This is a genomic window from Phenylobacterium sp. FG114 (assembly GCF_057809855.1).
This window is the reverse complement of record NZ_JBMDKU010000001.1, coordinates 59186-83372: the sequence shown is the minus strand read 5'-3', so window position 1 is coordinate 83372 and position 24187 is coordinate 59186. Positions and strand designations below refer to the sequence as shown.

The 24187-nt window shown below is 69.9% G+C and carries 18 protein-coding genes, 1 pseudogene and 1 riboswitch; of the genes and pseudogenes, 10 read left to right on the top strand and 9 right to left on the bottom strand.

Going from position 1 to position 24187, the window contains the following annotated elements:
- Positions 1–64 precede the first annotated feature (64 nt).
- From rpe to purH, 3 genes are all read left to right on the top strand, one after another.
- Entirely contained in the window at positions 65–724 is a 660-nt protein-coding gene (rpe, locus tag ACODSY_RS00390; RefSeq protein ID WP_488949639.1) for a ribulose-phosphate 3-epimerase, read from the top strand.
- A gap of 40 nt (positions 725–764) precedes the next feature.
- On the top strand, positions 765–2405 hold the full coding sequence (locus ACODSY_RS00385) for a heparinase II/III family protein (RefSeq protein WP_488949638.1): 1641 nt from the start codon (positions 765–767) through the stop codon (positions 2403–2405).
- A gap of 5 nt (positions 2406–2410) precedes the next feature.
- Positions 2411–2491: riboswitch (ZMP/ZTP riboswitch) on the top strand.
- A gap of 24 nt (positions 2492–2515) precedes the next feature.
- Positions 2516–4108: a bifunctional phosphoribosylaminoimidazolecarboxamide formyltransferase/IMP cyclohydrolase gene (gene purH / locus ACODSY_RS00380; RefSeq protein WP_488949637.1), complete on the top strand. Its 1593-nt coding sequence runs from the start codon at positions 2516–2518 to the stop codon at positions 4106–4108.
- A gap of 171 nt (positions 4109–4279) precedes the next feature.
- Here purH and ACODSY_RS00375 read toward each other — a convergent pair whose 3' ends face one another.
- Entirely contained in the window at positions 4280–4687 is a 408-nt protein-coding gene (locus ACODSY_RS00375; RefSeq protein ID WP_488949636.1) for a MerR family transcriptional regulator, read from the bottom strand.
- 173 nt (positions 4688–4860) lie between these two features.
- Here ACODSY_RS00375 and ACODSY_RS00370 point away from each other — a divergent pair, with 173 nt between their 5' ends.
- Positions 4861–6273 carry a helix-turn-helix domain-containing protein gene (locus ACODSY_RS00370; protein ID WP_488949635.1) on the top strand — a complete coding sequence of 471 codons (1413 nt, stop codon included), beginning with the start codon at positions 4861–4863 and terminating at the stop codon, positions 6271–6273.
- Here ACODSY_RS00370 and ACODSY_RS00365 read toward each other — a convergent pair.
- A pseudogene (locus ACODSY_RS00365) lies at positions 6270–6413 on the bottom strand (PEPxxWA-CTERM sorting domain-containing protein); the annotation flags it as partial. The gene ACODSY_RS00370 and the pseudogene ACODSY_RS00365 sit on opposite strands and share 4 nt — an antisense overlap.
- 713 nt (positions 6414–7126) lie before the next feature.
- On the opposite strand from ACODSY_RS00365, the gene ACODSY_RS00360 reads away from it, so the two are divergent.
- From ACODSY_RS00360 to ACODSY_RS00350, 3 genes are all read left to right on the top strand, one after another.
- Positions 7127–8257, top strand: a complete 1131-nt coding sequence (locus ACODSY_RS00360; RefSeq protein WP_488949634.1) for a sensor histidine kinase — start codon at positions 7127–7129, stop codon at positions 8255–8257.
- 1 nt (position 8258) lies between these two features.
- Positions 8259–8999, top strand: coding sequence for a LytR/AlgR family response regulator transcription factor (locus ACODSY_RS00355; protein ID WP_488949633.1), 741 nt, complete (start codon positions 8259–8261; stop codon positions 8997–8999).
- 124 nt (positions 9000–9123) lie between these two features.
- Complete coding sequence (locus tag ACODSY_RS00350) at positions 9124–9804, top strand: nitroreductase (RefSeq protein WP_488949632.1); 681 nt, start codon at positions 9124–9126, stop codon at positions 9802–9804.
- A 12-nt stretch (positions 9805–9816) separates the two neighbouring features.
- On the opposite strand, the gene ACODSY_RS00345 is transcribed toward ACODSY_RS00350, so the two are convergent.
- Entirely contained in the window at positions 9817–10809 is a 993-nt protein-coding gene (locus ACODSY_RS00345; protein WP_488949631.1) for a zinc-dependent alcohol dehydrogenase family protein, read from the bottom strand.
- A gap of 102 nt (positions 10810–10911) precedes the next feature.
- Between ACODSY_RS00345 and ACODSY_RS00340 the strand changes: the two genes are divergently transcribed.
- A complete protein-coding gene (locus tag ACODSY_RS00340) occupies positions 10912–11760 on the top strand; it encodes a LysR family transcriptional regulator (RefSeq protein WP_488949630.1) in 849 nt (282 codons plus the stop codon).
- 412 nt (positions 11761–12172) lie between these two features.
- On the opposite strand, the gene ACODSY_RS00335 is transcribed toward ACODSY_RS00340, so the two are convergent.
- Positions 12173–17017, bottom strand: coding sequence for an NAD-glutamate dehydrogenase (locus tag ACODSY_RS00335; protein WP_488949629.1), 4845 nt, complete (start codon positions 17015–17017; stop codon positions 12173–12175).
- 235 nt (positions 17018–17252) lie between these two features.
- Complete coding sequence (locus ACODSY_RS00330; RefSeq protein WP_488949628.1) at positions 17253–18383, bottom strand: AI-2E family transporter; 1131 nt, start codon at positions 18381–18383, stop codon at positions 17253–17255.
- A gap of 244 nt (positions 18384–18627) precedes the next feature.
- Between ACODSY_RS00330 and ACODSY_RS00325 the strand changes: the two genes are divergently transcribed.
- On the top strand, positions 18628–20133 hold the full coding sequence (locus tag ACODSY_RS00325; protein ID WP_488949627.1) for a helicase HerA-like domain-containing protein: 1506 nt from the start codon (positions 18628–18630) through the stop codon (positions 20131–20133).
- A gap of 40 nt (positions 20134–20173) precedes the next feature.
- Here the strand turns inward: ACODSY_RS00325 and ACODSY_RS00320 are convergent, their stop codons facing one another.
- Positions 20174–20941 carry a PEPxxWA-CTERM sorting domain-containing protein gene (locus ACODSY_RS00320; RefSeq protein ID WP_488949626.1) on the bottom strand — a complete coding sequence of 256 codons (768 nt, stop codon included), beginning with the start codon at positions 20939–20941 and terminating at the stop codon, positions 20174–20176.
- Positions 20942–21106: 165 nt separating this feature from the next.
- Positions 21107–21886, bottom strand: a complete 780-nt coding sequence (locus ACODSY_RS00315; protein WP_488949625.1) for an SDR family NAD(P)-dependent oxidoreductase — start codon at positions 21884–21886, stop codon at positions 21107–21109.
- Between the two features lie 54 nt (positions 21887–21940).
- Here ACODSY_RS00315 and ACODSY_RS00310 point away from each other — a divergent pair, with 54 nt between their 5' ends.
- Positions 21941–22354: a YkvA family protein gene (locus tag ACODSY_RS00310; RefSeq protein ID WP_488949624.1), complete on the top strand. Its 414-nt coding sequence runs from the start codon at positions 21941–21943 to the stop codon at positions 22352–22354.
- Here the strand turns inward: ACODSY_RS00310 and ACODSY_RS00305 are convergent, their stop codons facing one another.
- Together ACODSY_RS00305 and ACODSY_RS00300 are read right to left on the bottom strand one after the other, a co-directional pair.
- Positions 22355–23224 (bottom strand): DMT family transporter, encoded by an 870-nt coding sequence (locus tag ACODSY_RS00305; RefSeq protein WP_488950144.1) that lies wholly within the window; start codon positions 23222–23224, stop codon positions 22355–22357.
- Between the two features lie 68 nt (positions 23225–23292).
- On the bottom strand, positions 23293–24150 hold the full coding sequence (locus ACODSY_RS00300; RefSeq protein ID WP_488949623.1) for an SDR family NAD(P)-dependent oxidoreductase: 858 nt from the start codon (positions 24148–24150) through the stop codon (positions 23293–23295).
- Positions 24151–24187: the final 37 nt, after the last annotated feature.

The window sequence follows — 24187 nt, the reverse complement described above, 5'->3', positions numbered from 1 at the left end:
ATCCTGCAGCTCCCGACCCAGACGCGCGATTGGCAGTGGGGGCCGCATCAGGCTAAGCGAGGCCATGGCTGGACGGACTATCATCGCCCCCTCGATCCTCGCGTCGGACTTCGCGCGCCTGGGCGAGGAGGTGGCCGCCATTGAGGCCGCCGGCGCCGACTGGGTGCATGTGGACGTGATGGATGGCCACTTCGTGCCAAACATCACCATCGGGCCGGACGTGGTGAAGGCGCTGCGGCCGCACGCCAAGATCCCGTTCGACGTCCACCTCATGATCTCGCCGGCCGATCCGTACATCGAGGCGTTCGTCAACGCCGGGGCGGACTATGTGAGCGTGCACCCCGAGGCGGGGCCGCACCTGAACCGCACGCTGAAGCACATCCGCAAGCTGGGGGCGAAGGCGGGGGTGGTGTTCAACCCGTCCACCGACCCGTCGGTGATCCAGTGGATGATGGACGAGGTCGACCTGATCCTGGTGATGTCGATCAACCCCGGCTTCGGCGGCCAGACCTTCATGCATTCGCAGCTCCGCAAGATCGAGGCGCTGCGCAAGATGATCGACGCCGAGGGCCGGGACATCCCGCTCGAGGTGGACGGCGGGGTCACGCCCGAGACCGCGCCCTTGTGCATCGCCGCCGGCGCCACCGCGCTCGTGGCCGGAACCGCCGTCTTCCGCGGCGGGGCGGAGCGTTACGCCGCCAACATCGCCGCCCTAAGGGGCTGAGCCGCCCGTGGCGGGGCTTCCACCTCTGCCCGGACGCCATTTGGCGCGAGCCCTGGTCGTGGGCGGGGGGCGGATCGTCGCCGAGGAGTGGCGCAGCGCGCCGGTCTACCGCTGGCTGACCAGCCACCCGCGGCCGACGGGCTTCGGCTGGCAACCCAAGGACTTCCGGCCCGCCGACGCCGAGCTGGGCCGGGCGATCCTGGCCGGCGGCTTCGTGCTGCGCGGCGCCACCTTGGCGACGGGCGTGCGCGGCGACCCGTGGGACCAGCCCAGCCCGATGCGGGCGTTCGCCGAGGCGCTGCACCGGTTCGAGTGGCTGCCCGCCCTGATCGCTGCCGGGCCGGATGGAGCCGCCGAGGCGCTGCGCCTTGTCCTGGAGTGGCGGCGCGTGTTCGGGAAGTGGAACGCCTTCTCCTGGGCGCCCGAGATCATGGCCCGGCGCGTGTTCAACCTGGCCTGCGCCGGGCCGCTGCTCGCGGCGCGGGCGTCTGAGGCCGAGACGGCCAAGATCGCGGGTGACCTGGCGCGGCAGGCGCGCGACCTGCTGGGTCCGGGCAGCATCGCCACGGCCGCCGAGCGGGCCGTCTGCGCGGCGGTGGCGGGCGCGTCGCTGCGCGGAACGCCGGGCCGCAAGCTGCTCGACCGGGCGCTGGGCCGTCTGGTCCGGGCGCTGGACGCCACGGTGGGCGAAGCCGGCGGCCACGCCACGCGCCGGGCCGACCTGGCGCTGGAGCTGCTGTTCGACCTGCAGACCCTGGACGAGGCGATGGTCCAGCGGGGGCTGGCGGCGCCCGACGGCGTGCAGCGCGCCATCGATCGGCTGGCCGAAACCGTCCGCTTCTTCACCTTGGACGACGGCGCGCTGGCGACGTTCCACGGCGGGGCCGCCAGCTCGCCGTCGTACGTGGCGGCGGCCCGCGCGCAGGACGAGGCCGACGGGCGCGCGCCCGCCGTGGACCTGGGCGGCTATCAGCGGATGGATGCGCGCAAGCTTCAGGTGGTCGCCGACGTGGCGCCGCCCGCCGCCGGCGCGTGGAGCGAGCGGGCCGCCGACCAGCCGCTCGCGATCCAGGTGGTGGTGAATGGCCGCCGGCTGATCGATCCGGGCGTGGGCCGCGGCATGGATACGGCGTCGACGGTCGAGATGGGTGAGGCGCCCGCCAAGGTGCTAAGCGGCTTCCCGGCGGCGGTGCTGGGCGCCCGGCTGGCCCGCGCGCCGCTGCAGATCGACGCCCAGCGACACGAGGCGCCGGGGGCGGTCTGGCTCGAGCTGGCGCACCACGGATGGATGCGCGGCCACGGCCTGATGCACCAGCGCCGGCTCTACCTCGACCTGGCGGCGGGCGAACTGCGCGGCGAGGACCGGCTGACGCCCACCGCGCGCGCGCAAGGCCCGGATGGCCGCCACTTCGTGCCCTATGCGCTGAGGTTTCCCCTGCACCATGGGGTCCAGGCGCTGGTCGCGCAGGACAGGCGCAGCGTGCTGCTGCGGCCGCCGGGCGCGCAGGAGGGTTGGATCCTGCGCAACGACGCGCTCGACATCGTGCTGCAGCCGCTGCTGGGCGGCCGGGGGCTGCAGCTCGTCCTGACCGGGCAGCGCCGGGCCGACTCCGGCGCGCGAGTGCGGTGGAAGCTCGCGCCCGCGCGGCAGCCGATTGACGGGCCAAGGGCGCAGGCGTAGTCCGGCGCCGTTCGCGTGACTGGCGCTAATGGTGGGTGACCACCGGGGAGCGCGAACCAAAATCGCCGCGCGCCTGGGCATTCCTTCCTTTGAACCCTGAGGAGAATGCCGTGCCCGCAGCCCCCGACTTCCCCCCCGCTCCCGACAAGGTCGTGGTCCGCCGCGCGCTGATCTCGGTCTCGGACAAGACCGGCCTGATCGAGGCCGCGCAGAAGCTGGCCGCCTTGGGCGTGGAGCTGGTCTCCACCGGCGGCACCCGCAAGGCGATCGCCGACGCCGGCCTTCCCGTGAAGGACATCTCGGACCTCACCGGCTTCCCCGAAATGATGGATGGACGTGTGAAGACCCTGCACCCGGTGGTGCATGGCGGCCTGCTGGGCGTGCGCGACGCGCCGGCCCACAAGGCGGCGATGGACGAGCACGGGATCGGCGCGATCGACCTGGTCTACGTCAACCTCTACCCGTTCGAGCAGACGGTGGCCGCCGGCGGCGACTACGACACCTGTGTCGAGAACATCGACATCGGCGGGCCGGCGATGATCCGCTCGGCGGCCAAGAACCACGGCTATGTCGCCATCTGCACGGGCCCGGCCGACATGGACGAGGTGCTGGCGGAACTGGCGGACGGCGGGGCGACGACGCTCGGCCTGCGCAAGACGCTGGCGGGCCGCGCCTATGCCCGGACCGCGGCCTATGACGCGGCGATCTCGGCCTGGTTCGCGCAGCAGCTGGGTGGGGGCTTTCCCGCCCGCAAGGCGATCGCCGGCGAGCTGGTCCAGACCATGCGCTATGGCGAGAACCCGCACCAGGCGGCGGCCTTCTATCGCTTTCCCAACCCGCGCATCGGCGTGGCGACGGCGCGGCAGCTCCAGGGCAAGGAGCTCAGCTACAACAACATCAACGACACGGACGCGGCCTTCGAACTGATCGCCGAGTTCGACCCCGCCAAAGGCCCGGCCTGCGCGATCATCAAGCATGCTAACCCGTGCGGCGTGGCGACGGGCGGCTCGATGCTGGAGGCCTATGAGCGGGCCCTGGCCTGCGACCCGACCAGCGCGTTCGGCGGTATCGTGGCGCTGAACGGACGGCTGGACGCGGCGACGGCGGCCAAGGTGCTGGAGATCTTCACCGAGGTGGTGATCGCCCCCGAGGCCGACGAGGACGCCGTCGAGCTGTTCCGCAAGAAGAAGAACGTGCGGCTGCTGACCACCGGCGGCCTGCCCGACCCGCACGCGGCGGGCGAGACGTTCAAGTCGGTGAGCGGCGGCTTCCTGGTGCAGGGCCGCGACACGGCGCGCCTGACCCCGGCCGACCTGAAGGTGGTGACGAAGCGCGCGCCGACCGACGCCGAGGTCGCCGACATGCTGTTCGCCTTCACCATCGCCAAGCACGTGAAGTCGAACGCCATCGTCTACGCCCGAGCCGGCCAGACGCTGGGCGTCGGCGCGGGGCAGATGAACCGCAAGGACTCGGCCCGTATCGCGGCCTTGCGCGCGGCCGACTTCGGGCTGGACCTGAAGGGCTCGGCCTGCGCGTCGGAGGCGTTCTTCCCGTTCCCGGACGGCCTGATCCAGGCGGCGGACGCCGGCTGCACGGCGGTGATCCAGCCGGGCGGCTCCATCGGCGACGACAAGGTCATCGCGGCGGCGGACGAGCGCGGCCTGGCGATGGTGTTCACGGGCGTGCGGGTGTTCCGGCACTAAGGAACCGCAGCCTTCTCCCCCTGAGGGAGAAGGTGTCGCCCGAAGGGTGACGGATGAGGGGTCGCGCGGCGCTTGCCGGCGACCCCTTCTTCATTTCGGCAGAGGCCGGTGCGACCCCTCATCCGACCTGCTGCGCAGGCCACCTTCTCCCGCGGGGGGAGAAGGGCGACTTTAGACCGAGCGTCCCAGACGGCGGGCGGCGCCGTCGCTGCGGGGGGCCTGGATCTCGGCGAGGACCTCGTCGACTTGGTTCAGTTCGGCCTGCAGGGCCTCGCGGCGGCGCTCCAGCTTGCGGAGCGCGCAATCACGGCCCTTGCCGTCCTCCTCGGCTCCGAGCACGTCCTCGATGTCGGGCAGCGAGACGCCGGCCTTGCGCAGGCGGGCGATCCACTCCAGGCGGCCGCGGGCCACGGGGTCGTAATAGCGGGCGTTCAGACGGTCGCGGCGGGCCTCGACCAGGCCCTTTTCCTCGTAGAAGCGCAGAGCGCGGGCGGTGAGGCCGAACAGGCGCATGGCGCCCGACATCCCGAGCCGCGGCAGGTGGTGGATATTCTCTCTGGTGACGCCAATGCTGGTCATGTCTTCCATCCCGTTGGAGACCGGGGACCACACAAGCCAGTGAAGTTGCACGGGGCTTGAGGGGTGACGCTCCGGAACACTCGGACGCGAATTGGCGCTATTTTCCCTCGCAGGACAACCGACATCGTGCGAAGAGTTGGCCTTCGCAGGCGCCGCATTTGTGAAATTGTAAAATGCGATACAAGCTCTTCGTAGGCCCAAAGGTCCGCAGCTTGCGGGCTCGGAACGGGTGGCGGCTGGAGGCCTGCGCCCGAAAGCTGGGCATCTCGGTCAGCTATCTTTCGCAGATCGAGGCGAACCAGCGCCCGGTGACCGATCGGGTGCTGATGGGCCTGATCGAGACGTTCGGAGTGCCGGCGGAGACCTTCGAGGCCGACGACGATCAGCGTCTGCTGTTCGACCTGCGCGAAGCGGTGGCCGAGAGCGGCGCGGCCGAGGCGCCGATCCCGCTGAGCGAGCTGCGGCAGGTGGCCCAGCAGTCGCCGGCCCTGGCCCGCCGCTTTCTCGACCTGCACCGCGCCAACCACCGCCTGGCCGAGCGGTTGAAGCTGACGGAAGAGGCGGTGGCGCTGGACGAGGCCATGTCGGCGAGTTCGCTGCTGCCCTACGAAGAGGTTCGCGACTTCTTCCACTTCAAGGACAACTACATCGACGCCCTCGACCGGGCCGCCGAGGACCTGGCGCAGGAGATCGGCCTGGACGCCCCGGCGTCGGCCGACATGCTGCTGGAAATGTACCTGCGCGAGCGGCTGGGCGTGCGGGTGCGCTATGCCCCGCTGGGCGACGTGATGCGGCGCTATGATCCGATCGCGCACGAACTGTGGCTGAACACCGCCCAGCCGGCGGCGACGCGGGCGTTCCAGATGGCCTTCCACGTGGCGGTGGCCAACCTGTCGGACGTGATCGAAGCCGAGCTGGGGGAGGCGCGGTTCAAGAGCACCGAGGCGGTCGATGTGTGCCGGATCGGCCTGGGCAACTATGCGGCGGGCGCGCTGCTGACGCCGTACCGCCGCTTCGCCGCCGCGGCGCGCGAGCACCGGCACGACGTGGAGCAGCTGGCGAGCCACTTCGGCGCCAGCCTGGAGCAGGTGTGCCATCGGCTTTCGACCCTGCAGCGGCCGGGGCACCGGGGCGTGCCCTTCTACTTCGTGCGGCTGGACTACGCGGGCAACATCACCAAGCGGCATAGCGCCACGCGTTTCCGGTTCGCCCGCTTCGGCGGCGCCTGTCCGCTCTGGAACGTGCACGACGCGGTGGCCTCGCCCGACCGCTTCCTGGTGCAGGTCGCGTCCATGCCGGACGGCGACCGCTACCTCTGCGTGGCGCGGGCGGTGGTGAAGCGGTCGGAGAGCTACCTGGCGCCCGACCGGCGCTATGTGCTGGGCTTCGGCTGCGAGATCGCCCACGCGCACGAGCTGGTCTATTCCGAGGGCCTGGACCTGAAGGGGCCGGCGGCGCCGATCGGGGTCAGCTGCCGGATCTGCGAGCGCGACGACTGCGCGCAACGGGCCTTCCCGCCGGTGGACCGGCGGCTCAGCGTGCCGAAGCACGAGCGCCGCACGGTGCCGTTCCGGCTGGGGACCTAGGCCAGCGCCATCCGACGCCGGCGCAGGACGGAGCCCGCCGCGCCGAAGCCCAGGATCATCATCGCCCAAGTGGCCGGCTCGGGCACGGCGGCGCCGGGGGCCAGCTCGCCGTTGACGATGACGTTGTCCATGAGCACGCCCCGGCCGTCGGCGAAGTAGTCGGCCTGGAACTGGAAGCGCAGGTCGACGGTCTGGCCCGCGAACTGGCTGAGGTCGAACACGACCGTACCCTTCTTCGTGCCCGAAAGGCCGGTGTCGCCCAGCTTCGACAGGGGCGTGTAGATTCGGCCGTAGAAGCCGGACGAGATGGGCGTCAGCCGGCCGGCGGGCGGCGCGAACTCGCCGGTGGTGGACGCCAGAACATTGAAGCCGTCGTAGTTCAGCTCCGAGACGATGTCGTAGTCGAACAGCAGCTCGGCGCTGAGCACATTGGTGAGGTCGAGCGAGAGCTCGTAGAACGAGTAGTCGTACTTCTGGTAGCCGTTGACGTGGCCGACCTGGCCGTTCGTCACGCCGAACCGGCCGCCGACCTTCTCGTTGGCGTTCAGGCCATCGGTGAAGGACTGATAGTAGAGGTTGGCGGCGGCATTCGCCGAGGTGGACGCGACGGTCGCGGCGGCGGCCGCGGCAAGCAATAGGCGCAGGTTCACGCTGAACTCCATTTCACGCTGACATTGAGCGGCGCGAACCTCGGGCCGGCTCGACCCGCCGTCATCCGTCCTGCGACGAGCCTGCGCCCAAGCGGCGGAGGGAGCCTGCGCGACGACCGGGCGAGCGGGCCCGTCGACCAACACGGCCACTTCCGCGACGAAGATGGGGGGCGGCGCGCATCCGCTGCGGTATGGTTCGCGTGATGGCTTCCGAACCCCGCCGCGATCCGGATCGTCTCGCCCGCCAGGCCGTGTGGCTGACCTTGGGCGTCTGGACGATGGACATCGTCTTCAACCTGCTGCCGGTGGCGCTGGACGGCCGCGCGAGCTCGAGCGCCTTTGCGAGCGTGTTCCTGATCGCCGCGGTGGGCTGCGCGCTGTCCTGGCCGGTTTTCCATTCCATGTCGGTGATGCGCGGGCGGCCTGCGTGGGCGCGGTACGGCGCCCTTGTGGCCCTGGCCCTCGTGTGCGGCGCGCTGAACTCCCTGGCCGATATCCTGCTGGGCGGCCTGCTGCGGGCGGCCCTCGACCCCGTCGCGGCGGCGGCCATGACGCCGGATCGCATCGCGTTCCGGTTCGTGAGCAACCTCTTCGGCCTGGGTTGGATGTACGCCCTGGTCGGCGCCTTCTACCTGATGCTGATGGCCAACCGGGCGGTCGCGGAGCACGAGCGGCAGCTGGCCGACGCCCGCACCGCCGCCGCCGAGGCGGAGGGCCAGGCCACCGCCGCACGGCTGGCTGCTCTACGCTACCAGCTCAACCCGCACTTCCTCTTCAACACGCTCAACGCCGTGTCCTCGGCCGTGATCACCAAGCGGAACGCCGAGGCGGAATCCATGCTGGAGAAGCTGGCCGAGTTCCTGCGCGTGACCCTGGCCGCGGATCCCGAGGGGATGATCCCGCTGGAGGACGAGCTGGCGACCATCCAGGCCTACCTAGAGATCGAGAGCGTGCGCTTCCGCGATCGGCTGGGCGTGGACTTCTCCTGCCCCGACGACCTCCGCAGCGCCGTCGTACCCAGCTTCATCCTGCAGCCGCTGATCGAGAACGCGATCAAGCACGGGGTCTCGCGCTCCAGCGCCGTGGTCACGGTGCGCCTCGAAGTAGCGCGAGATGGGGATGATCTGGTGGTGCTGGTTGAGGACGACGCCGAGCGGCTGGGCGAGCCGGCCAGGGGCGCGGGCGTCGGCCTGAAGAACATTCGACAGCGACTGGACGTGCTCTATGGCTCGCGCGGGGTGCTGCAGACCACGGCCCGGGAGCGCGGCTTCCTGGCGATGGTGCGACTGCCGCTGATCACCTCGCTGCGGGCGCGAAAGGCGCGGGCGGCCTGACATGCGCGTGCTGCTGGTCGACGACGAGCCCGCCGCGCTCGAGCGGCTGCAGGCGCTGTTCGAGCAGATCCCGGGCGCCGAGGTCGCAGGCCTGGCTCGGAACGGCCGTGAGGCGATCGAGCAGGTGGAGGCGCTTAGGCCCGACCTGGTGATGCTGGACATCCAGATGCCCGAGCGCAGCGGCCTGTCGGTGGCCGGTGCGCTGGATCTGGACGCGCGGCCAGAGATCGTCTTCGTCACCGCCTTCGAGATGTACGCCGCCGACGCCTTCGACGTCGAGGCGGCCGACTACCTCCTGAAGCCCGTCCGCTTCGACCGCCTGCGCCAGGCCGTGGAGCGCGCCCGCCGTCGCCGCGCCTTGCGCGAGTCCGCGGCGCCCGTCGAAGTTGCGCCGGCCACGCCCGAGGCCGTCTCGTTCTGGGTGACGGGACGCAACGGCCATGTGCGCGTCTCGGCCGCCGAGCTGGACTGGATCGAGGCCGCCCGCGACTACGTGCTGCTGCACACCCCGACACGCAGCCACATCCATCGCCTGACGATGACGGCGCTGGAGGAAATGCTCGACCCGCAAATGCTGACGAGGGTGCACCGCTCTGCCTTCGTGAACCTGGGCCGGGTGCAGGAGGTCCAGCGCCTGGGCAAGGGGCTGATCTCCCTCACGCTTCGCGACGGCGTAAGCGTCGCCGTGGGCCCGACCTATGTGAAGGCGGTGCTCGCGCGGCTGGGCCTGAACGCGGGCTGACAGTTGGCGTCCGCCAAGGCGACGCCCCGCGTCGAGCTGCGAGAGTGACGCTGCGTCCACGTCGACGGGGTCGTCCGATGCCGCTAGACGCGGGGCGTCAGCGCGGTCCATCCCAGGGGTTTCCATGCAATTCGATGACGTCATCCTCGGTCGCCGGAGCATCCGCGGCTACAAGCCGGATCCCGTGCCCCGGGCCCTGATCGAAGAAATCATCGCCCTGGCCATGCGGGCGCCTTCGTCCATGAACGTCCAGCCCTGGAACTTTTACGTCATCAGCGGCGAGCCGCTGGACCGGATCCGCAAGGGCAACACCGAACGCAACCTGGCGGGTGTGCCGCATTCGCGCGAGTTCCGGACCGGCACGCGGGGCTTCGAGGGCAAACATCGCGAACGACAGATCGGCGTAGCTAAGCAGCTGTTCGGCGCGATGGGCATCGCGCGAGACGACAAGGAGGCGCGTCAGGACTGGGTGCTACGCGGTTTCCGCCAGTTCGACGCCCCGGTGTGCGTGATCGTCACCTTCGACAAGGAACTGGAGGGCATGGACGACGCGCCCTTCGACTGCGGCGCGGTGGCCACGGCTCTGGTCAACGCCGCGTGGTCGCGGGGCCTCGGCGCGGTGATCAACAGCCAGGGCATCATGCAGTCGCCCGTCGTGCGTGAGCATGCCGGGATCGCCGATGACCAGGTGATCATGAAAAGCATCGCGCTCGGCTGGCCTGACGAAGCGTTCCCCGCCAATGCGGTCGTGTCGGAGCGCAAATCCGTCAAAGAGGCGACCGTCTTCGTCGGCTTTGACGACTAGGCGAGACGGAGGTCATATCAGGCCGACCACCAACTTGCCCGCGGAGCTCCCGTCGACCAGAGCCGCGAAGGCCGCTTCCACATCGGCCAGGCCGAAGGTTCGCGGATCCAGCCGCGGGGTCAGGGCCCCAGCTTCCGCCAGAACAGCCGCCTCCGCGAGGATATCCCCGTGGCGCCGACGGTCCTCCCCGGTGAGGAGTGGATGCAGGGTGAACACGCCGGAATAGGTTCCGCCCTTGAAGGACAGCGGCGCCAGCGCGTGGGTTCCCCAGCCGAGGCTGCTCACCACGTGTCCGAACCGCCGGACCGCCTGAAAGGCCGCGTCCAGGGCAGGACCGCCGACCGTGTCGTACACCAGGTCGAAGCCGCGTCCGGCGGTGTGCTGGCCCACATAGTCAGCCACGGGCGTCTCGCGATCGATGGGGATTGCGCCCAGTCGCCGGAGCAGATCGGCCTTGTCGCCGCGATCCACCGCGAACACCTGCGCGCCGCGCGACCGCGCGATCTGGATGGCCACGTGGCCGACGCCTCCGCCTCCGCCCAGCACCAGGACGGTTTGGCCCGGCGCGATATGGGCGCGGTCGATCAGTCCCTCCCACGCGGTGATGACCACAAGGGGCAGGGCGGCGGCCTGAGCCATCGAAAGGGCGGCCGGCTTCAGGGCAAGCAGCTCGGCGTCGATGGCGGCGTATTCAGCGAGCGACCCCTGTAGACCGCCGACGCCCCCGGTCATGCCGAAAACCGCGTCGCCCGGCTGGAAGCGCGCAACGCCCGGCCCCACGGCCTCGATGACGCCGGCCAGGTCGATGCCAAGGATGGCGGGCAACGGCTGGCGAGCGTGCGCGGCGGCCCCGGCCCGGATCTTGGCGTCGAGCGGATTGAGGCCGCTCGCGTGGATGCGGACCAGCACCTGTCCGGCTTCCGGGACGGGGCGTTGCACCGTGGCGATCTGAAAGGCGGCGTCCTTCGAAGGCAGGACGGCGGCGTGCATGGTGGGGGTGGTCATGGGCATCTCCTGGATGACGCCAATCATTTCGCGCCTTTCGATCTTGCATGAAACTTGCGAAAATCGTCCGACGTCCATGCAATTTTGGCTGAGGTCTCGCGCATGTCCTGGGACGATCTGCAGGTGTTCCTGGCGGTCGCGCGCCACGGAACGCTCGGGGGCGCGGCGCGAGCTCTGCGCCAGACGCAGCCGACCATGGGTCGTCGGCTACGAGCGCTGGAGGCGGCCTTGGGCCACGCCCTGTTTCAGCGCACCGCCGATGGCTTCGTGCTGACGGAGGAGGGCCTGGCCGCCCTGCCCCACGCCGAGCGCATGGCCGAGGAGGCCCAGGGTCTGCGGCGCGCTCTGACGGGGTCTGAAGCCGCGCTTCAAGGCCTGCTTCGTATCTCTTGCTCCGAGTGGTTCGGGGTCACCATCCTGGCTCCGGTTCTGGCGGAGTACGGCGCCCGCCACCCAGGCGTGACGGTCGAGCTGCTGACCGACGCCCGCATGTACAGCCTGGCCCGGAGAGAAGCCGACCTGGCGTTTCGCATCACCCCTTTCGAGGACCCGGACATCGTCTCCAGGCGCCTGATGTCGGTCGCCTATGGGGTCTATGGCCAGGCCGGCAGACCGCACCCCGCGCCAGACGGCGCCGGAAGCGCTTTGGTGCTGATGGACACCGCGTTCAGCGGCATGCCCGACGTCGGCTGGATCACGGCGCGGCTGCCCAAGGCGCGGATCGCCGCGCGAAGCAACAATCGCGAGGTCCAGGCCCGTCTCTGCGCGCTCGGGCTGGGGCTGGCGGTCTTGCCGCGTCCGCTGGGCGACGAGACCCCGGGACTGGAACGCATCGACCTGGCCGCCCCGCCGCCCAGCCGCGACACCTGGCTCGGCTATCACCGCGACCTCCGACGCAACGGACGACTGCGGGCCTTCCTGACGCTGGTGGTCGAGCGCTTGGCGCCGTGAGGCCGTCCCCCGGCTGACGAGAACACGCGGTCGCGCGAGAGTCGCGGGCTTCGTGGGGCGCGAACCGGCCGCTGGCCACCCCTCCATCGACGATTCGGCGGCCTTCGTCGCACCGGCGGAGACGCGACGCGCCGGCGGCGGCAGGTTTGGTGGGCCGTAGCCATTCCCGCCGCGCGTCTCCCACGCGGGTCGGGGACCTGCCTCCGCCGCCGACCGGCCGGACCTTTCCCCAGCCGGCCCCTCTCTCGATCTCTGCGTCCCAAGGCGGAGCGTCGACAGGCGGCGGAGGTGGAAACGGCTAGAGTCTGTTGGGTTCAGACGGACTCGCCCGGGCCCCGATAAACAGGCTCATCTCTTTGATTTCGAGCGCGTGTTGGGGGCGAAACCGGCATCCACTTTCGCCCAACGCCCTCTAGCCTGCCCGCCGCTTCCGCCCGCTCGCCGCCTCGGCCGCCAGCTCGCGCAGCGCCGCGTTGGCGATGGTCAGCTTGGCGAACGTCCAGGCGCCGCCGCCGGCCTCAATTTCCTCGACCGTGCGGGTGGCGGCCCCGGCCTGCTCGGGCCGCAGCGCCGCCCAAGCGGAAACCGCCTGGCGGGCCGAGGTGTCGTCGTCACCCGCCTGGGCGCCGCCCGTGAAGGCCATGATCGCCCGGGTGAGCTGGGTCTGCTCGGCCAGCAGGTCCTCGATCAGGCGCCGTAGGGCGGTCCGCTCGAAGATGTCGCCGGCGCGGAACTCACCCGCCGCCGCCCGCAGGCGGTCGAAGGCGAAGGCGGCGCCGGTGGCGTAGTAGAGCCGCGCCACATTGGGCAGGGGCCAGCTCGACGCCTCGGCCAGGTCGACCAGGTCGGCGGCGTTGGTGAGCGGGCCCAGGACCGCGGCCGCCTCGGCCATCTTCGCCGGCGCGCCCGCGCCGACCAGCTGGTCGATGCGCTGGTCCACGCCCGCCCGCTCGGCCTTCGAGAGGATCTCGGGCAGCAGGGCGTGCAGGCTCTTGAAGCCCGGCGCGTAGCGGGCGGTCAGCTCCGCCACCGACAGCCCCTCGCGACCAGCGCGGCGGGCCAGCCAGAAGGTGGCGCCCCGCAGGCCGGTGACCAAACGGCGGAACAGCGCCATCTGGCCGGCGGCGGGGATCTTGAGGTCCAGCGCCTCGACGTCGGCCCACAGCCTCTCGAAGTCGAGCGCCTGCTTGGCCGCCTCGTAGCCGGCGGTCAGGGCCACCACGTCACAGCCGGCCGACGTCATCGTCCGGGACGGGAAGCTGGGCCCGCAGCGGTTGATCATGTCGTTGGCGATCACCGTGGAGATGATCTCGCGGCGCAGGCGGTGGGCGAGGATGGCGTCCTTGTACTTGCGCAGGCCCTTCGGGAAGTAAGCCTCGAGGCGGGTCTCGAAGAACGGGTCGTCGGGCGCGTGGCTGGCGACGATCTCGCGCTTCAGCTCCAGCTTGCCGTAGGCGAGGAGCACGGCCAGTTCCGGCCGCAACAGTCCGCGCCCAGCTTTCAGCCGCTCGGCGATTTCGACGGCGTCGGGCAGGCCCTCGACCGCGCGGTCGAGCCGGCCGGCGTGCTCGAGCTCGGCCATGAACCGGGCGTGGGGGTCGAGCTCGCCGGGCGAGTCCATCTCGAGCAGCGAGAGCGCCAGCGTCTGGTCGTAGTTGTGCACGAGAACGTGGCGGGCCACGTCGTCGGTCATGGTGGGCAGAAGCTTGTTGCGCTGGGCGCGCGAGAGCTTGCCCTGGCGCTCCAGGATCCCCGTGGTGATCTTGATGTTCACCTCGTGGTCCGAGCTGTCGACGCCGGCCGAGTTGTCGATGGCGTCGGTCTCGACCCGGCCGCCGCGGGCGGCGAACTCGATGCGGCCGGCCTGGGTGAGGCCCAGGTTCGCCCCCTCGCCCACCACCTTGACCCGCAGCTCGGCGCCGTTGACCCGCACGGCGTCGTTGGCCTTGTCGCCGACTTCGAGGTTCGATTCGCCGGTGGCCTTCACATAGGTGCCGATGCCGCCGAGGTAGAGCAGTTCGGCGGGCGTCTTCAGGATGAGGTGGATCACCTCCGCCGGCGACAGGGCTTCGGCGTCGGTTCCGAGAAGCCGGCGGACCTCCGCCGACAGCGGGATCGACTTCAGCGACCGCGAGAAGACGCCGCCGCCCTTGCTGATCTTCTTCTTGTCGTAGTCCTGCCAGGACGAGCGCGGCAGGGCGAATAGGCGCTCGCGCTCGGCATAGCTCTTCGCCGGGTCGGGATCGGGGTCGAGGAAGATGTCGCGGTGGTCGAAGGCGGCCTGCAGGCGGATCTGCCGCGAGAGCAGCATGCCGTTGCCGAACACGTCGCCCGACATGTCGCCGCAGCCGACCACGGTGAAGGGCTCGGACTGGATGTCCTTGCCCATCTCCCGGAAGTGCCGCTTCACGGCCTCCCATGCGCCACGGGCGGTGATGCCCATGACCTTGTGGTCGTAGCCTACCGAGCCGCCCGAGGCGAAGGCGTCGCCCAGCCAGAAGCCGTAGTCCTCGGCCACGCCGTTGGCGATGTCGGAGAAGGTGGCCGTGCCCTTGTCGGCGGCCACGACGAGGTAGGGGTCGTCGCCGTCGTAGGCGATCACGCTGTCCGGACGGATCACTCCCCCGGCGGCGTCGAGGTTATCGGTGATGTCCAACAAACCGGAGAGGAAGGTCTTGTAGGCGGCGATCGCCTCGGCGCGGACGGCGTCGGGCGAGCCCTTGGGGAGTTGCTTCGGGTAGAAGCCGCCCTTGGAGCCGACGGGCACGATCACCGCGTTCTTGACCTGCTGCGCCTTCACCAGGCCCAGCACCTCGGTGCGGAAGTCGTCGCGCCGGTCGGACCAGCGCAGGCCGCCGCGGGCGACCGGGCCGAAGCGCAGGTGCACGCCCTCGACCTGCGTCGACCAGACGAAGATCTCGCGATAGGGCTTCGGGGCCGGCAGGTCGGCCAGCGCGCCGGACGCGACCTTGAACGAGATGTACGGCTTCACCGCACCGTCCGCGCCACGCTGATAGAAGTTGGTGCGCTGGATCGCGCCGACCAGCAGGGCCAGGCGGCGGAGGACACGGTCGTCGTCCAGGCTCTCGACGAGCTGCAGCGCCTCGACGATCTCGTCCATGACCGCGCCGGCCTGCTCCTGGCGCGCGGCGAGGTCCGCGGCGATGGCCGGGTCGAACTTGATGCGGAAGAGGTCGAGGATCAGGCGGGTGACGCCCGGGTGGTTGGACAGCGCCTGTTCCTGCACGCGCTGTGACGGATCGAGGCCCGATTGCTGCCGATAGCGAGCGAGCGTCCGGACCAGGGCCGCGTCGCGCCAGGGGATGGAAAGCTCCATCACGAGGCGGTTGAACCCGTCGTTCTCGGTGCGGCCCGTCCAGACCGCGACCACGGCGTCCTCGAAGACGTCCTGGACCTCGGCGAAGACCAGGTTGCCGCCGCGCGGATCCTCGATCTCGAAATCGTGCACCCAGACGGGCGTCGCGCCGTCTGGGGAAACCTGGAAGCCGGCCTCGGCGAGGGCTTTCAGGCCCATGCTCTCGAGGATGGGCAGGACGTCGGCCAGCGGCGCCGGCTCGCCCTTGCGGTACAGTTTGAACCGGAACGAGAGCGGCCCGTCGGCGGCGGTGCGGTAGGCCCGGGCGCGGATGGTCTGGTCGTCGCCGAACGCCTCGAACTCCGCCACATCGGCGAGGGCCTCGGCGGCGTCGAACCGGTCGCGGTAGCCGGCTGGGAAGGCTTCGCGATACCGCGCGACGGTGGCCGCGACGGCCTCGGGCTCGCGCCCGCTGCCGCGCACGGCGGCGTCGAAGCGGTCTTCCCAGGTGCGGGCGGCCTCGCTGATCTCGGCCTCGACCTTGCGCAGGTCGGGGGAGCGGTGGTGGCCGGGCGTGAAGCCGATGATGAAATGGACGCGCGCCAACGGCGTGTCGTTGAAGCTGGGATAGTAGGCCGACAGGCGGCCGCCATAGGCTTCGGTCAGCAGCTCGCCTGCGCGCTTGCGAAGGTCGCTGTCGTAGCGGTCGCGCGGCACGAACAGCAGGATGGAGGCGAACCGGTCAAACGGGTCTCGCCGCTCGAACAGCTTGACGCGCGGCCGGTCCGACAGGTGGAGGATCCCCACCGCCATGTTCAGCAGCTCGTCCTCGCTGACCTGGAAGAGCTCGTCGCGCGGATGGTTCTCGACGATGTTCTTGAGGCGCTTCTCGTTGTAGCTGCCCGGCGCCGCGCCGGCGCGCTTCATCACGCGGGCGACCTTCTCCCGGACCAGCGGCACGACGCTGGCGGGTTGGTCGTAGGCCTCGGCGGTGAACAGGCCGACGAAGCGGACTTCCCCGCTGGGCCGCCCGTCGTCGCCGTACCGCTTGACGCCTACGTAATCCATGTAGCCGCGACGGTGGACGCGGCTCTTGACGTTGGACTTGGCGATCGTGACCGCGGGATCGCGGACGATCCGATCCTTGACCGCGCTCATCAGCACGGCGGGCTCGTTCGCGCGGCGCAGGACCGTACGCGAAGGATCGCGCAGTACGCCCAGGCCGTCCTTGGCCTGATAGACCGGCTCCTCGGCCGCATAGTCGCCGCTCTTCAGGCGCGGGTATTCGTAGACGCGGGCGCCGAGGAAGACGAAGTGCTCGGCGTGCAGCCAGTTCAGGAAGGCGATCTCATCCGGACGCGCCTTGCCGGAGGCTTCCAGCTCCTCGGCGGTCCGGCTCATCAGCTCGAGCATGGCGGGGAAATCGTCCACCGCCGCGCGCACGTCGGCCAAGGTCGCCTTGACCCCCTCGGTCAGGGCCTGCTCACGGTCACGACCGATGTCTTCGAGGAAGACCTCGATCATGGATTCCCTGCGGGGCGTGCCGCTGCCACCGCGCACGCCGGACCGGTCGCGCTGCACCTCGACGATGGGGTGGAACATGGCGCGCACCGACAGGCCCTGGTCGGCGATCTCGCCCATGACGCTGTCCACCAGGAACGGCGCGTCGTCCTGCACGATTTCGAGGCGGTCCAGCTTGGCGTCGAGGGCCGGTGCGATGCGTATCTGCGGCCCGCGGCCGCGGCGCCGCTCCGCGAAGCGCCAGAAGTCAGCGAGATTCCTGGCGAGACCGGAGGTGGACAGCTCAGGCAGCTCGTCGGGCTGGGCGTCCTCGGCCGCCTGCTTGGCATAGGCCTTCACGCCGTCGGGCGCGGCGTCGTCCTTGAGTTCGGTCTGGAGGGTCTTGGCCAGCCCTGATCCGGCGCGGGGAGAGCGGCTCATCGAACCGCCTCCTCGGCCGGAACGGCCGGCCCCTTCGGGGGGGAGACTGGGCCGGACGCGAGAACGGCGCCGGAGGAGAGAGTCCGGCGCCGTGGGCTTCCGCCGTGGGGGAGCGGCGGAATGCTGGGTGCTCGCTGCGTCCGTGGGGTTGGGGAACGGACACACCCGCCGGACGAATGTGTCGTCCGACCAACATTAGATAGGAAGTGGGAGGTCACAGCGTAAGTCCCGGCTCTCAAGTTCGTGAACGGCGTTTGGCGGCGGATTTCGCAGCGGGCTTTGCGGGGCCGCTGGAGGACGGCGGCTCGACGGTTTCCTGCTTCAGGCCGCCCGGGTCGCCGTTTTCGGAGAGCAGGACGGCGATCCAGCGCGTTCCCGCAAACTGGGCCAGGATCACCATTGTCACCGTGGTCAGCGGCGTCGACAGGAACGCGCCGGTCAGGCCCCAGATCACGCTCCAGAACGCCAGGGCCAGCAGCAGCACGATCGGGTCGATGTTGAGGCTCTGGCCCTGCATGCGCGGCAGGATCACGTTGCCGACGAAGGTGGTGATCGCCTGCAACACGACGAACAGGGCGATGGCCTGCCAGAGGGTGTCGAACTGGACCAGGGCGAAGATCGGCGGCGCGGCCACGGCGACGACCCCGCCCACGACCGGGATATAGGAGGCGAAGAAGATCAGGATCGCCCAGAACAGCGCGTTGTCGAGCCCGACCACGGCCATGGCGATCCACGAGGCGACCGCGATCATCAGGCCGGTGACGGTCTGCACCCACAGGTACTGCTCGACACCGTTTCGGATGCGCAGGAAGCCGGCGGTGGCGTCGTGGCGCTGTTCGCGGCTGGCGAAGAGGTGGATGACCTTGCGCTCCCAGCCGCGCCGGGACGCCAGGATGAAGCCCAGGTAGACGAGCACGAAGGCCGCCGTGGACAGAAAGCTCTGCAGCCCCCGCGCGACCTGGCCAAGGTAGCTGGCCGGGTTCAACTGCTGGAACAGCTGGGTGACCGAGGGCGGGGCCTCGACTCCCACCATGCCGGCCAGGCGGGCGATCAGGCCGTTCAGCTTCGGCGTATAGGCCACCAGCTGGCCTGCGAACGAAGCGGCGTTGTCGGCGATGAAGAACGCCGCCCCCCCGAAGATGGCCACGGACAGCACGATCGCGACGGGCGTCGCGAAGCGCTTGGAGATCACCGGGACGCGGGCCTCCAGCACGCGCGCGAACCCATCGATCATCACCGCCAGGAACAGCGCGAGCGCCAGGGGCGTCAGGATGTCGGCCAGCAGGTAGAGAACGGCGCCGGCCGCGATGGTCGCCAGGATCACCAGGGCATTTCGCGAAACCGGGTCGGCGGCGGAGGGGGGCATGCGCGCTTTCGGGAAGGGTCAGGCGGCAATGTCGGCGGCGTTGGCGGCGCCGTCAAATCGGGTGTGCTCTACCCCGCTTCACCGCTCATGGGGAGTGGATTTGCCCTCCATCTGGCAGTTTTTGGCAAGGATCATCGCAGATCGACCTCGGCGCCGGCGAGAGGCAGGCGGCATGGCCCGCGACTGGCCCGTTGAGCGCGCCGCGCCGGATGCTAGTGATGGCGGACAACTGGAGACGTGGAAGATGGCCGACAACGGCGTGCTGATCGGGTTCTCGGACCATCCGGAACAACTGCTCCTCAACCGGGCCAACCGCCACGGCCTGGTGGCCGGCGCCACCGGTACAGGCAAGACCGTCACGCTGCAGGTGCTGGCCCAGGGACTGTCGGACGCCGGCGTCCCGGTCTTCGCCGCCGACGTGAAGGGCGATCTGTCGGGCATCGCGGCGCCAGGAACCCCGAACGAGAAGATGCAGGCGCGCGCCCAGGTCATGGGCCTGACGCTGAATCCCGCCGCCGCCCCGACCGTGTTCTGGGACCTGTTCGGCGAGTCCGGCCATCCGATCCGCGCCACGGTCTCCGAGATGGGGCCGCTGCTGATCTCGCGGATGCTGGAGCTGAACGACGTGCAGGAGGGCGTCCTGATGGTCGTCTTCAAGGCGGCCGACGAGGAAGGCCTGCTGCTGCTCGACCTGAAGGACCTGCAGGCCGCGCTGAGCTATGCGTCGGACAACGCCAAGGAGCTGTCGGCTAAGTACGGCAACATCTCGCCCACCACCATCGCCACGATCCAGCGCAACCTGCTGGTGCTGGAGACCGAAGGCGGGACCAACCTTTTCGGCGAACCGGCGCTCGGGCTCTCGGACCTGATGCGCACCGACACCACGGGCAAAGGGTATGTGAACATCCTCGCGGCCAACCGGCTGATCGCCAGCCCCCGGCTCTACGCCACCTTCCTGCTGTGGCTGATGAGCGAGCTGTTCGAGGAACTGCCCGAGGTGGGCGATCCCGAGAAGCCGCGCCTGGCCTTCTTCTTCGATGAGGCGCACCTGCTGTTCCGCGACGCGCCCAAGGCGCTGCTGGAGAAGGTCGAGCAGGTGGTGCGCCTGATCCGCTCGAAGGGCGTCGGCGTCTATTTCGTCACCCAGAACCCGGCGGACATCCCGGACACCGTGCTGGGCCAGCTGGGCAACCGCATCCAGCATGCGCTGCGCGCCTATACCCCCGCCGACCAGAAAGGCCTGCGCGCGGCGGCCGAAAGCTTCCGCATCAATCCGGCCTTCGACACGGCCGAGGCGATCCAGGGGCTCGGCGTCGGCGAGGCGCTCGTGTCCGTGCTGGACGAGAAGGGCGCGCCGACGGTGGTCCAGAAGACGCTGATCCGGCCGCCGGTCTCGCGCCTGGGGCCGCTCTCGCCGGCCGAGCGTGGGGCGGTGATGGGATCGAGCCCGGTGCGCGGGATCTACGACCAGGCGGTGGACCGTGAGTCCGCCTACGAGATGCTGCAGCGAAAGGCGGAGCCCGAGCCGGAGGCTCCGCAGCCGAAGGCCCACGGCGGCCCCTGGGCCGGTGACGAGGCCTCGGGCCAGCCGGCCCCGCGGGCCCGGGCTTCGAACCGCCAGAGCATGGGCGAGGCCTTCGCCAAGTCGATGCTGCGCACCATCGGCAGCCAGGTGGGCCGCGAACTGATCCGGGGCGTGCTGGGCGGGTTGGTGGGAAGTAGCCGTTCGACGCGGCGCAGGCGATACTAGCCGGCGGAGAGGCGGGAAGGCGGCGCTTCGGCGCCGTCGCTCACGCGCAGGCGTGGCGTCGGCGACGTCTAATCGACGCGCCGACGAGGCCGAAGCCTAGGATCAGCAATGTCCATACGCCGGGCTCCGGAACCGCCGTCGGCGTCTCCTGTATGGCCCAGTAGAACTCGCCCAGCATCTGGCCCCGATAGTTACTGTCGAAGGTGTAGCCGGCGATGTTCGAATTGTTGACGAGGGAGAAGGTGTAGGTCTCGCCAGCGACCAGCGCGAAGTCCCGGTCGCCCAATCGAGGCCCGGCGCCGCTGGTATCGAAGAGGTCGATGACGGTCACGCCGTTGAGCTGGAGGTTCCAGCCGCTCAGGCCGAAGGTCTGGTTGTTGGGGGCCTCGGGCGACGGGCGGACCTGCCCCTCCCATACCAGCAGGCCATCGTGATCGGCGCGGAAGGTGTATGACCAGTTCGGGTTGAGCCCGCCGAAATCGGCGCCCCGGAGTTCCGTGTCTGGCCCTGAGCCCCCGAGCGTCGGAAAATCCCATCTCCAATCCAACAGGACGCTGCCCGACGCCCCGTCCGCGCTCCAGGTGGCGCGGTCGAGGGCCCTGGCCGCTGCGACGCTTATGCCAAATTCCTGGTAGTCGAAATCCACCTCCGACCGGACGAAGACGCTGCTGTCCTGGGGCGTCCCACTCCAGGAATCCGCCTGCGCATCCGTGTCCGAAAGCGCGCCGCCGCTTGCGAAGGCGTGAGTCTGCGCCTGAAGGAAGCCCGAAAGCGGCGTCACCGCCCACGCGGTGCCGGCCGTAGACATGAGCACGACGAAAGCCGCCGCAAATATTCCCGATCGCATCCCGCTGCCCCCGGCTGCGCACCGCAACCTAAGCGCTAGGATGGGCGGTTCAAGTCGTTTCCCGCCGCAGGCGACCCCCGCTCGCGCGGAGGCCCCCGTTGCTCGGCCGTGAGACTGGGCCTGCCTCTACCGCGGCGCCATGCGGATGGCGCCGTCGAGGCGGACGTCTTCACCGTTGAAGTAGCCGTTGGTGATCATCGTCAGCGCGAGCTGGGCGTATTCCGGCGCCTGGCCCAGGCGCTTGGGGAACGGCACCGAGGCGGCCAGGCCGGCCTTCACCGCTTCGGGCGCACCGGCCATCAGCGGCGTCTCGAAGATCCCCGGCAGGATGCAGTTCACCCGGATGCCGTCGCCGGCCAGGTCGCGGGCGATGGGCAGGGTCATGCCGACCACGCCGCCCTTGGAGGCCGAATAGGCCGCCTGGCCCATCTGGCCGTCCTCGGCCGCGACCGACGCGGTGTTCACGATCGCGCCGCGCTCGCCGTTGATCGGCTCGAGGTCCAGCATGCCCTTCGCCGACTTGGCGATGCAGCGGAACGTGCCGACCAGGTTGATCTGGATGATCCAGTTGAAGGCATCCAGCGGGAAGTGCTTGGTCTCGCCGGTCTGCTTGTCGCGGCTGGCGGTCTTGAAGGCGTTGCCGGTGCCGGCGCAGTTCACCAGGATCCGCTCCTGGCCGTGCGCCGCGCGCGCCTTGGCGAAGGCGGCGTCGACGTCTTCCTCGGACGTGACGTTGCACTTGCAGAAGACGCCGCCGACGTCCTTGGCAACGGCCTCGCCCTTGGCTTCGTTCATGTCGAAGATGGCGACCTTGACGCCCTTTTCGGCCAGGGCCCGCACCGTGGCCTCGCCAAGGCCCGAGGCGCCGCCCGTGACCACCGCCGCGACGGATGAATTGAGTTCCATGGACGCACCGCTCCCATATGATGTGCGAGAAATTTGTGGCGAAGCCTTAGCCCGATGAGCGCGCGCGAAAAAGCGTCACCCGACGTCACCTTCGACCCGGAAGCGGAGATCGCGCCCGGCCGCGCCCTCGTGCCCTCGGTGATGAAGCTCAACGAACAGCGGGTGGACGAGGGTTTCTGGCCCAAGATCCGGCGCGTGGCGGCCAAGGTCCCGTTCGCCAAGCAGGCCCTTTCGGTTTGGTATTGCGCCAAGGACGACGACACGCCGATCGCCGCCAAGGGGATGATGCTGGCGGCGCTGGCCTATTTCGTCCTGCCGGTCGATGCGATCCCGGATTTCATCGCGGGCCTGGGCTACACCGACGACGCGGCGGTGTTCACCGCGCTGATGGCCATCGTCGGCCGCAACCTGAAGCCCAAGCACAAGCTGGCCGCCAAGCGCGACATCGAGCGGCTGCGCGGGGAGTAGTCAGCCCTCGCCATCGCGGAAAGCGCTTAGCTTCGCGGAGCGCGCGATCTGCTGTTCGCGGAGGGTGATGAAGAGGGTGGCTGCGACCACGATCGCCGCGCCGGCGATGGTCCAGACGCCGGGGACCTCGGCGAAGAGGAAGAAGCCGATGGCGGCGGTAAAGACCAGGCGGGTGTAGTCTATGGGGGCCATGGCGCCGGCGTCCCCCAACGACATGCCCTTGATGTAGCAGGCCTGGTTCACCGTCGCGATCACGCCCATGGCCACCAGCAGGGCGAAGTCGCGGGGCTCGGGCACGCGCCAGGTGAGGATCGCGCCGGGGATCGACAGCACGAACCCCAGGACCGCCGACCAGACCAGGATCACGGTGGTGGAATGGTCGCGGGTCAGCACCTTCATGCCGGTGACGGTGAAGGCGAACAGGAAGGCCGAGGCGAGCATGGCCAGGGCCGGCAGACCGACGGCAAACTGGCCGCCCGCCCCCGGCCGGATCATCACCAGCACGCCGATGAAACCGAAGATGGCGGCGGCGATCCTCAGGGGGCCGACCTGTTCCTTCACGATGAAGGCGGCCAGCGGGACGAGCCAGAGGGTGCGGGTGAACGACAGCGCGTTGGCGTCGGCGAGCGGCATCTTCTGGAAGGCGTAGAACGACAGGATCACTCCCACCGTCCCCGCCAGCGAGCGGAAGATCAGGATGCCGGGCCGGTTCGTGGCGAAAGCCGCGCCGCGATGGCGGATCAGGACCGGCAGCAGCACGGCGACCCCGGCCGCCTGGCGATAGAAGGTCTGCAGCGCCGCCGGGTAGTCGTCGCCCAGGAACTTGATGAGCGTGGTCATCACCGAGAAGGTGACGGCCGACAGCAGCATCCAGAGCGCGCCCTGGAGGTTGGCCGAGAGGCCCGGCCCGTCTTTGGAAGGTGGGGCGGGCGCCTCGCTCACGATTGGGCGGGCTGGGGTGCGAACTCCCCGAAGAGCTCGGCGAAGGGCGAGGGGCCAGATTGGTCCCAGGCATGGCGCGAGCCGACGGTAATGCCGCCGTCCACCACCAGGTGCGTGCCGGTGACGAAGGCCGAGGCGTCGGAGGCCAGATAGAGTGCGGCCTGGGCGATGTCTTCCGGCAGGCCGGCCTTCGGCACCGGCTGGACCTTGGCGGCGTTGTCCGCGACGCGGGCGGCCATCTGGTCGGCGACGGCGCGGGGGAGGCCCAGCGAGGCGCCGAAGATCGAGGTGGCGATCAGGCCGGGGCAGATGGCGTTGACGCGGATCTTCTGCGGGCTGAGCTGGGCGGCGGCCACCCGGGTCATGTGGATGACGGCGGCCTTGGCCGAGGAGTAGGCGATGGGGCCCCAGCCCGCCTGCAAGCCCGCGATCGAGGCGGTGTTGACGATCGCGCCTCCGCCGCGCGCGAGCATCAACGGCACGGCGTGCTTCATGCCCAGGGCGGGGCCGCGCACCAGGACGTCGTAGATCCAGCTCCAGGTCTCGGCCTCGATCTGGGGAATCTCCCGCATGGCGTCCGAGATGCCGGCGTTGTTGAAGAGGATGTCCAGCCCGCCGAACTCGGAGGCGGCGAGGTCCATGGCGGCCTTGATCTCGGCCTCCCTGGTGACGTCGCAATGGGCGTAGCGGACGCGGCCGGGGAAGCGCTGCTCCAGCATCTTGCCCTTCTCGTCCTGGATGTCGGCGGCGACGACGTTCGCCCCTTCGGCCACGAACAGTTCCACCGCGCCCAGGCCGATGCCCGAGACCCCGCCGGTGATCACCGCGACCTTGCCTTCGAGCCTGCCCGCCATCGCATTTCCCCTCTGATTGGTTATCGGCGATCAGTAG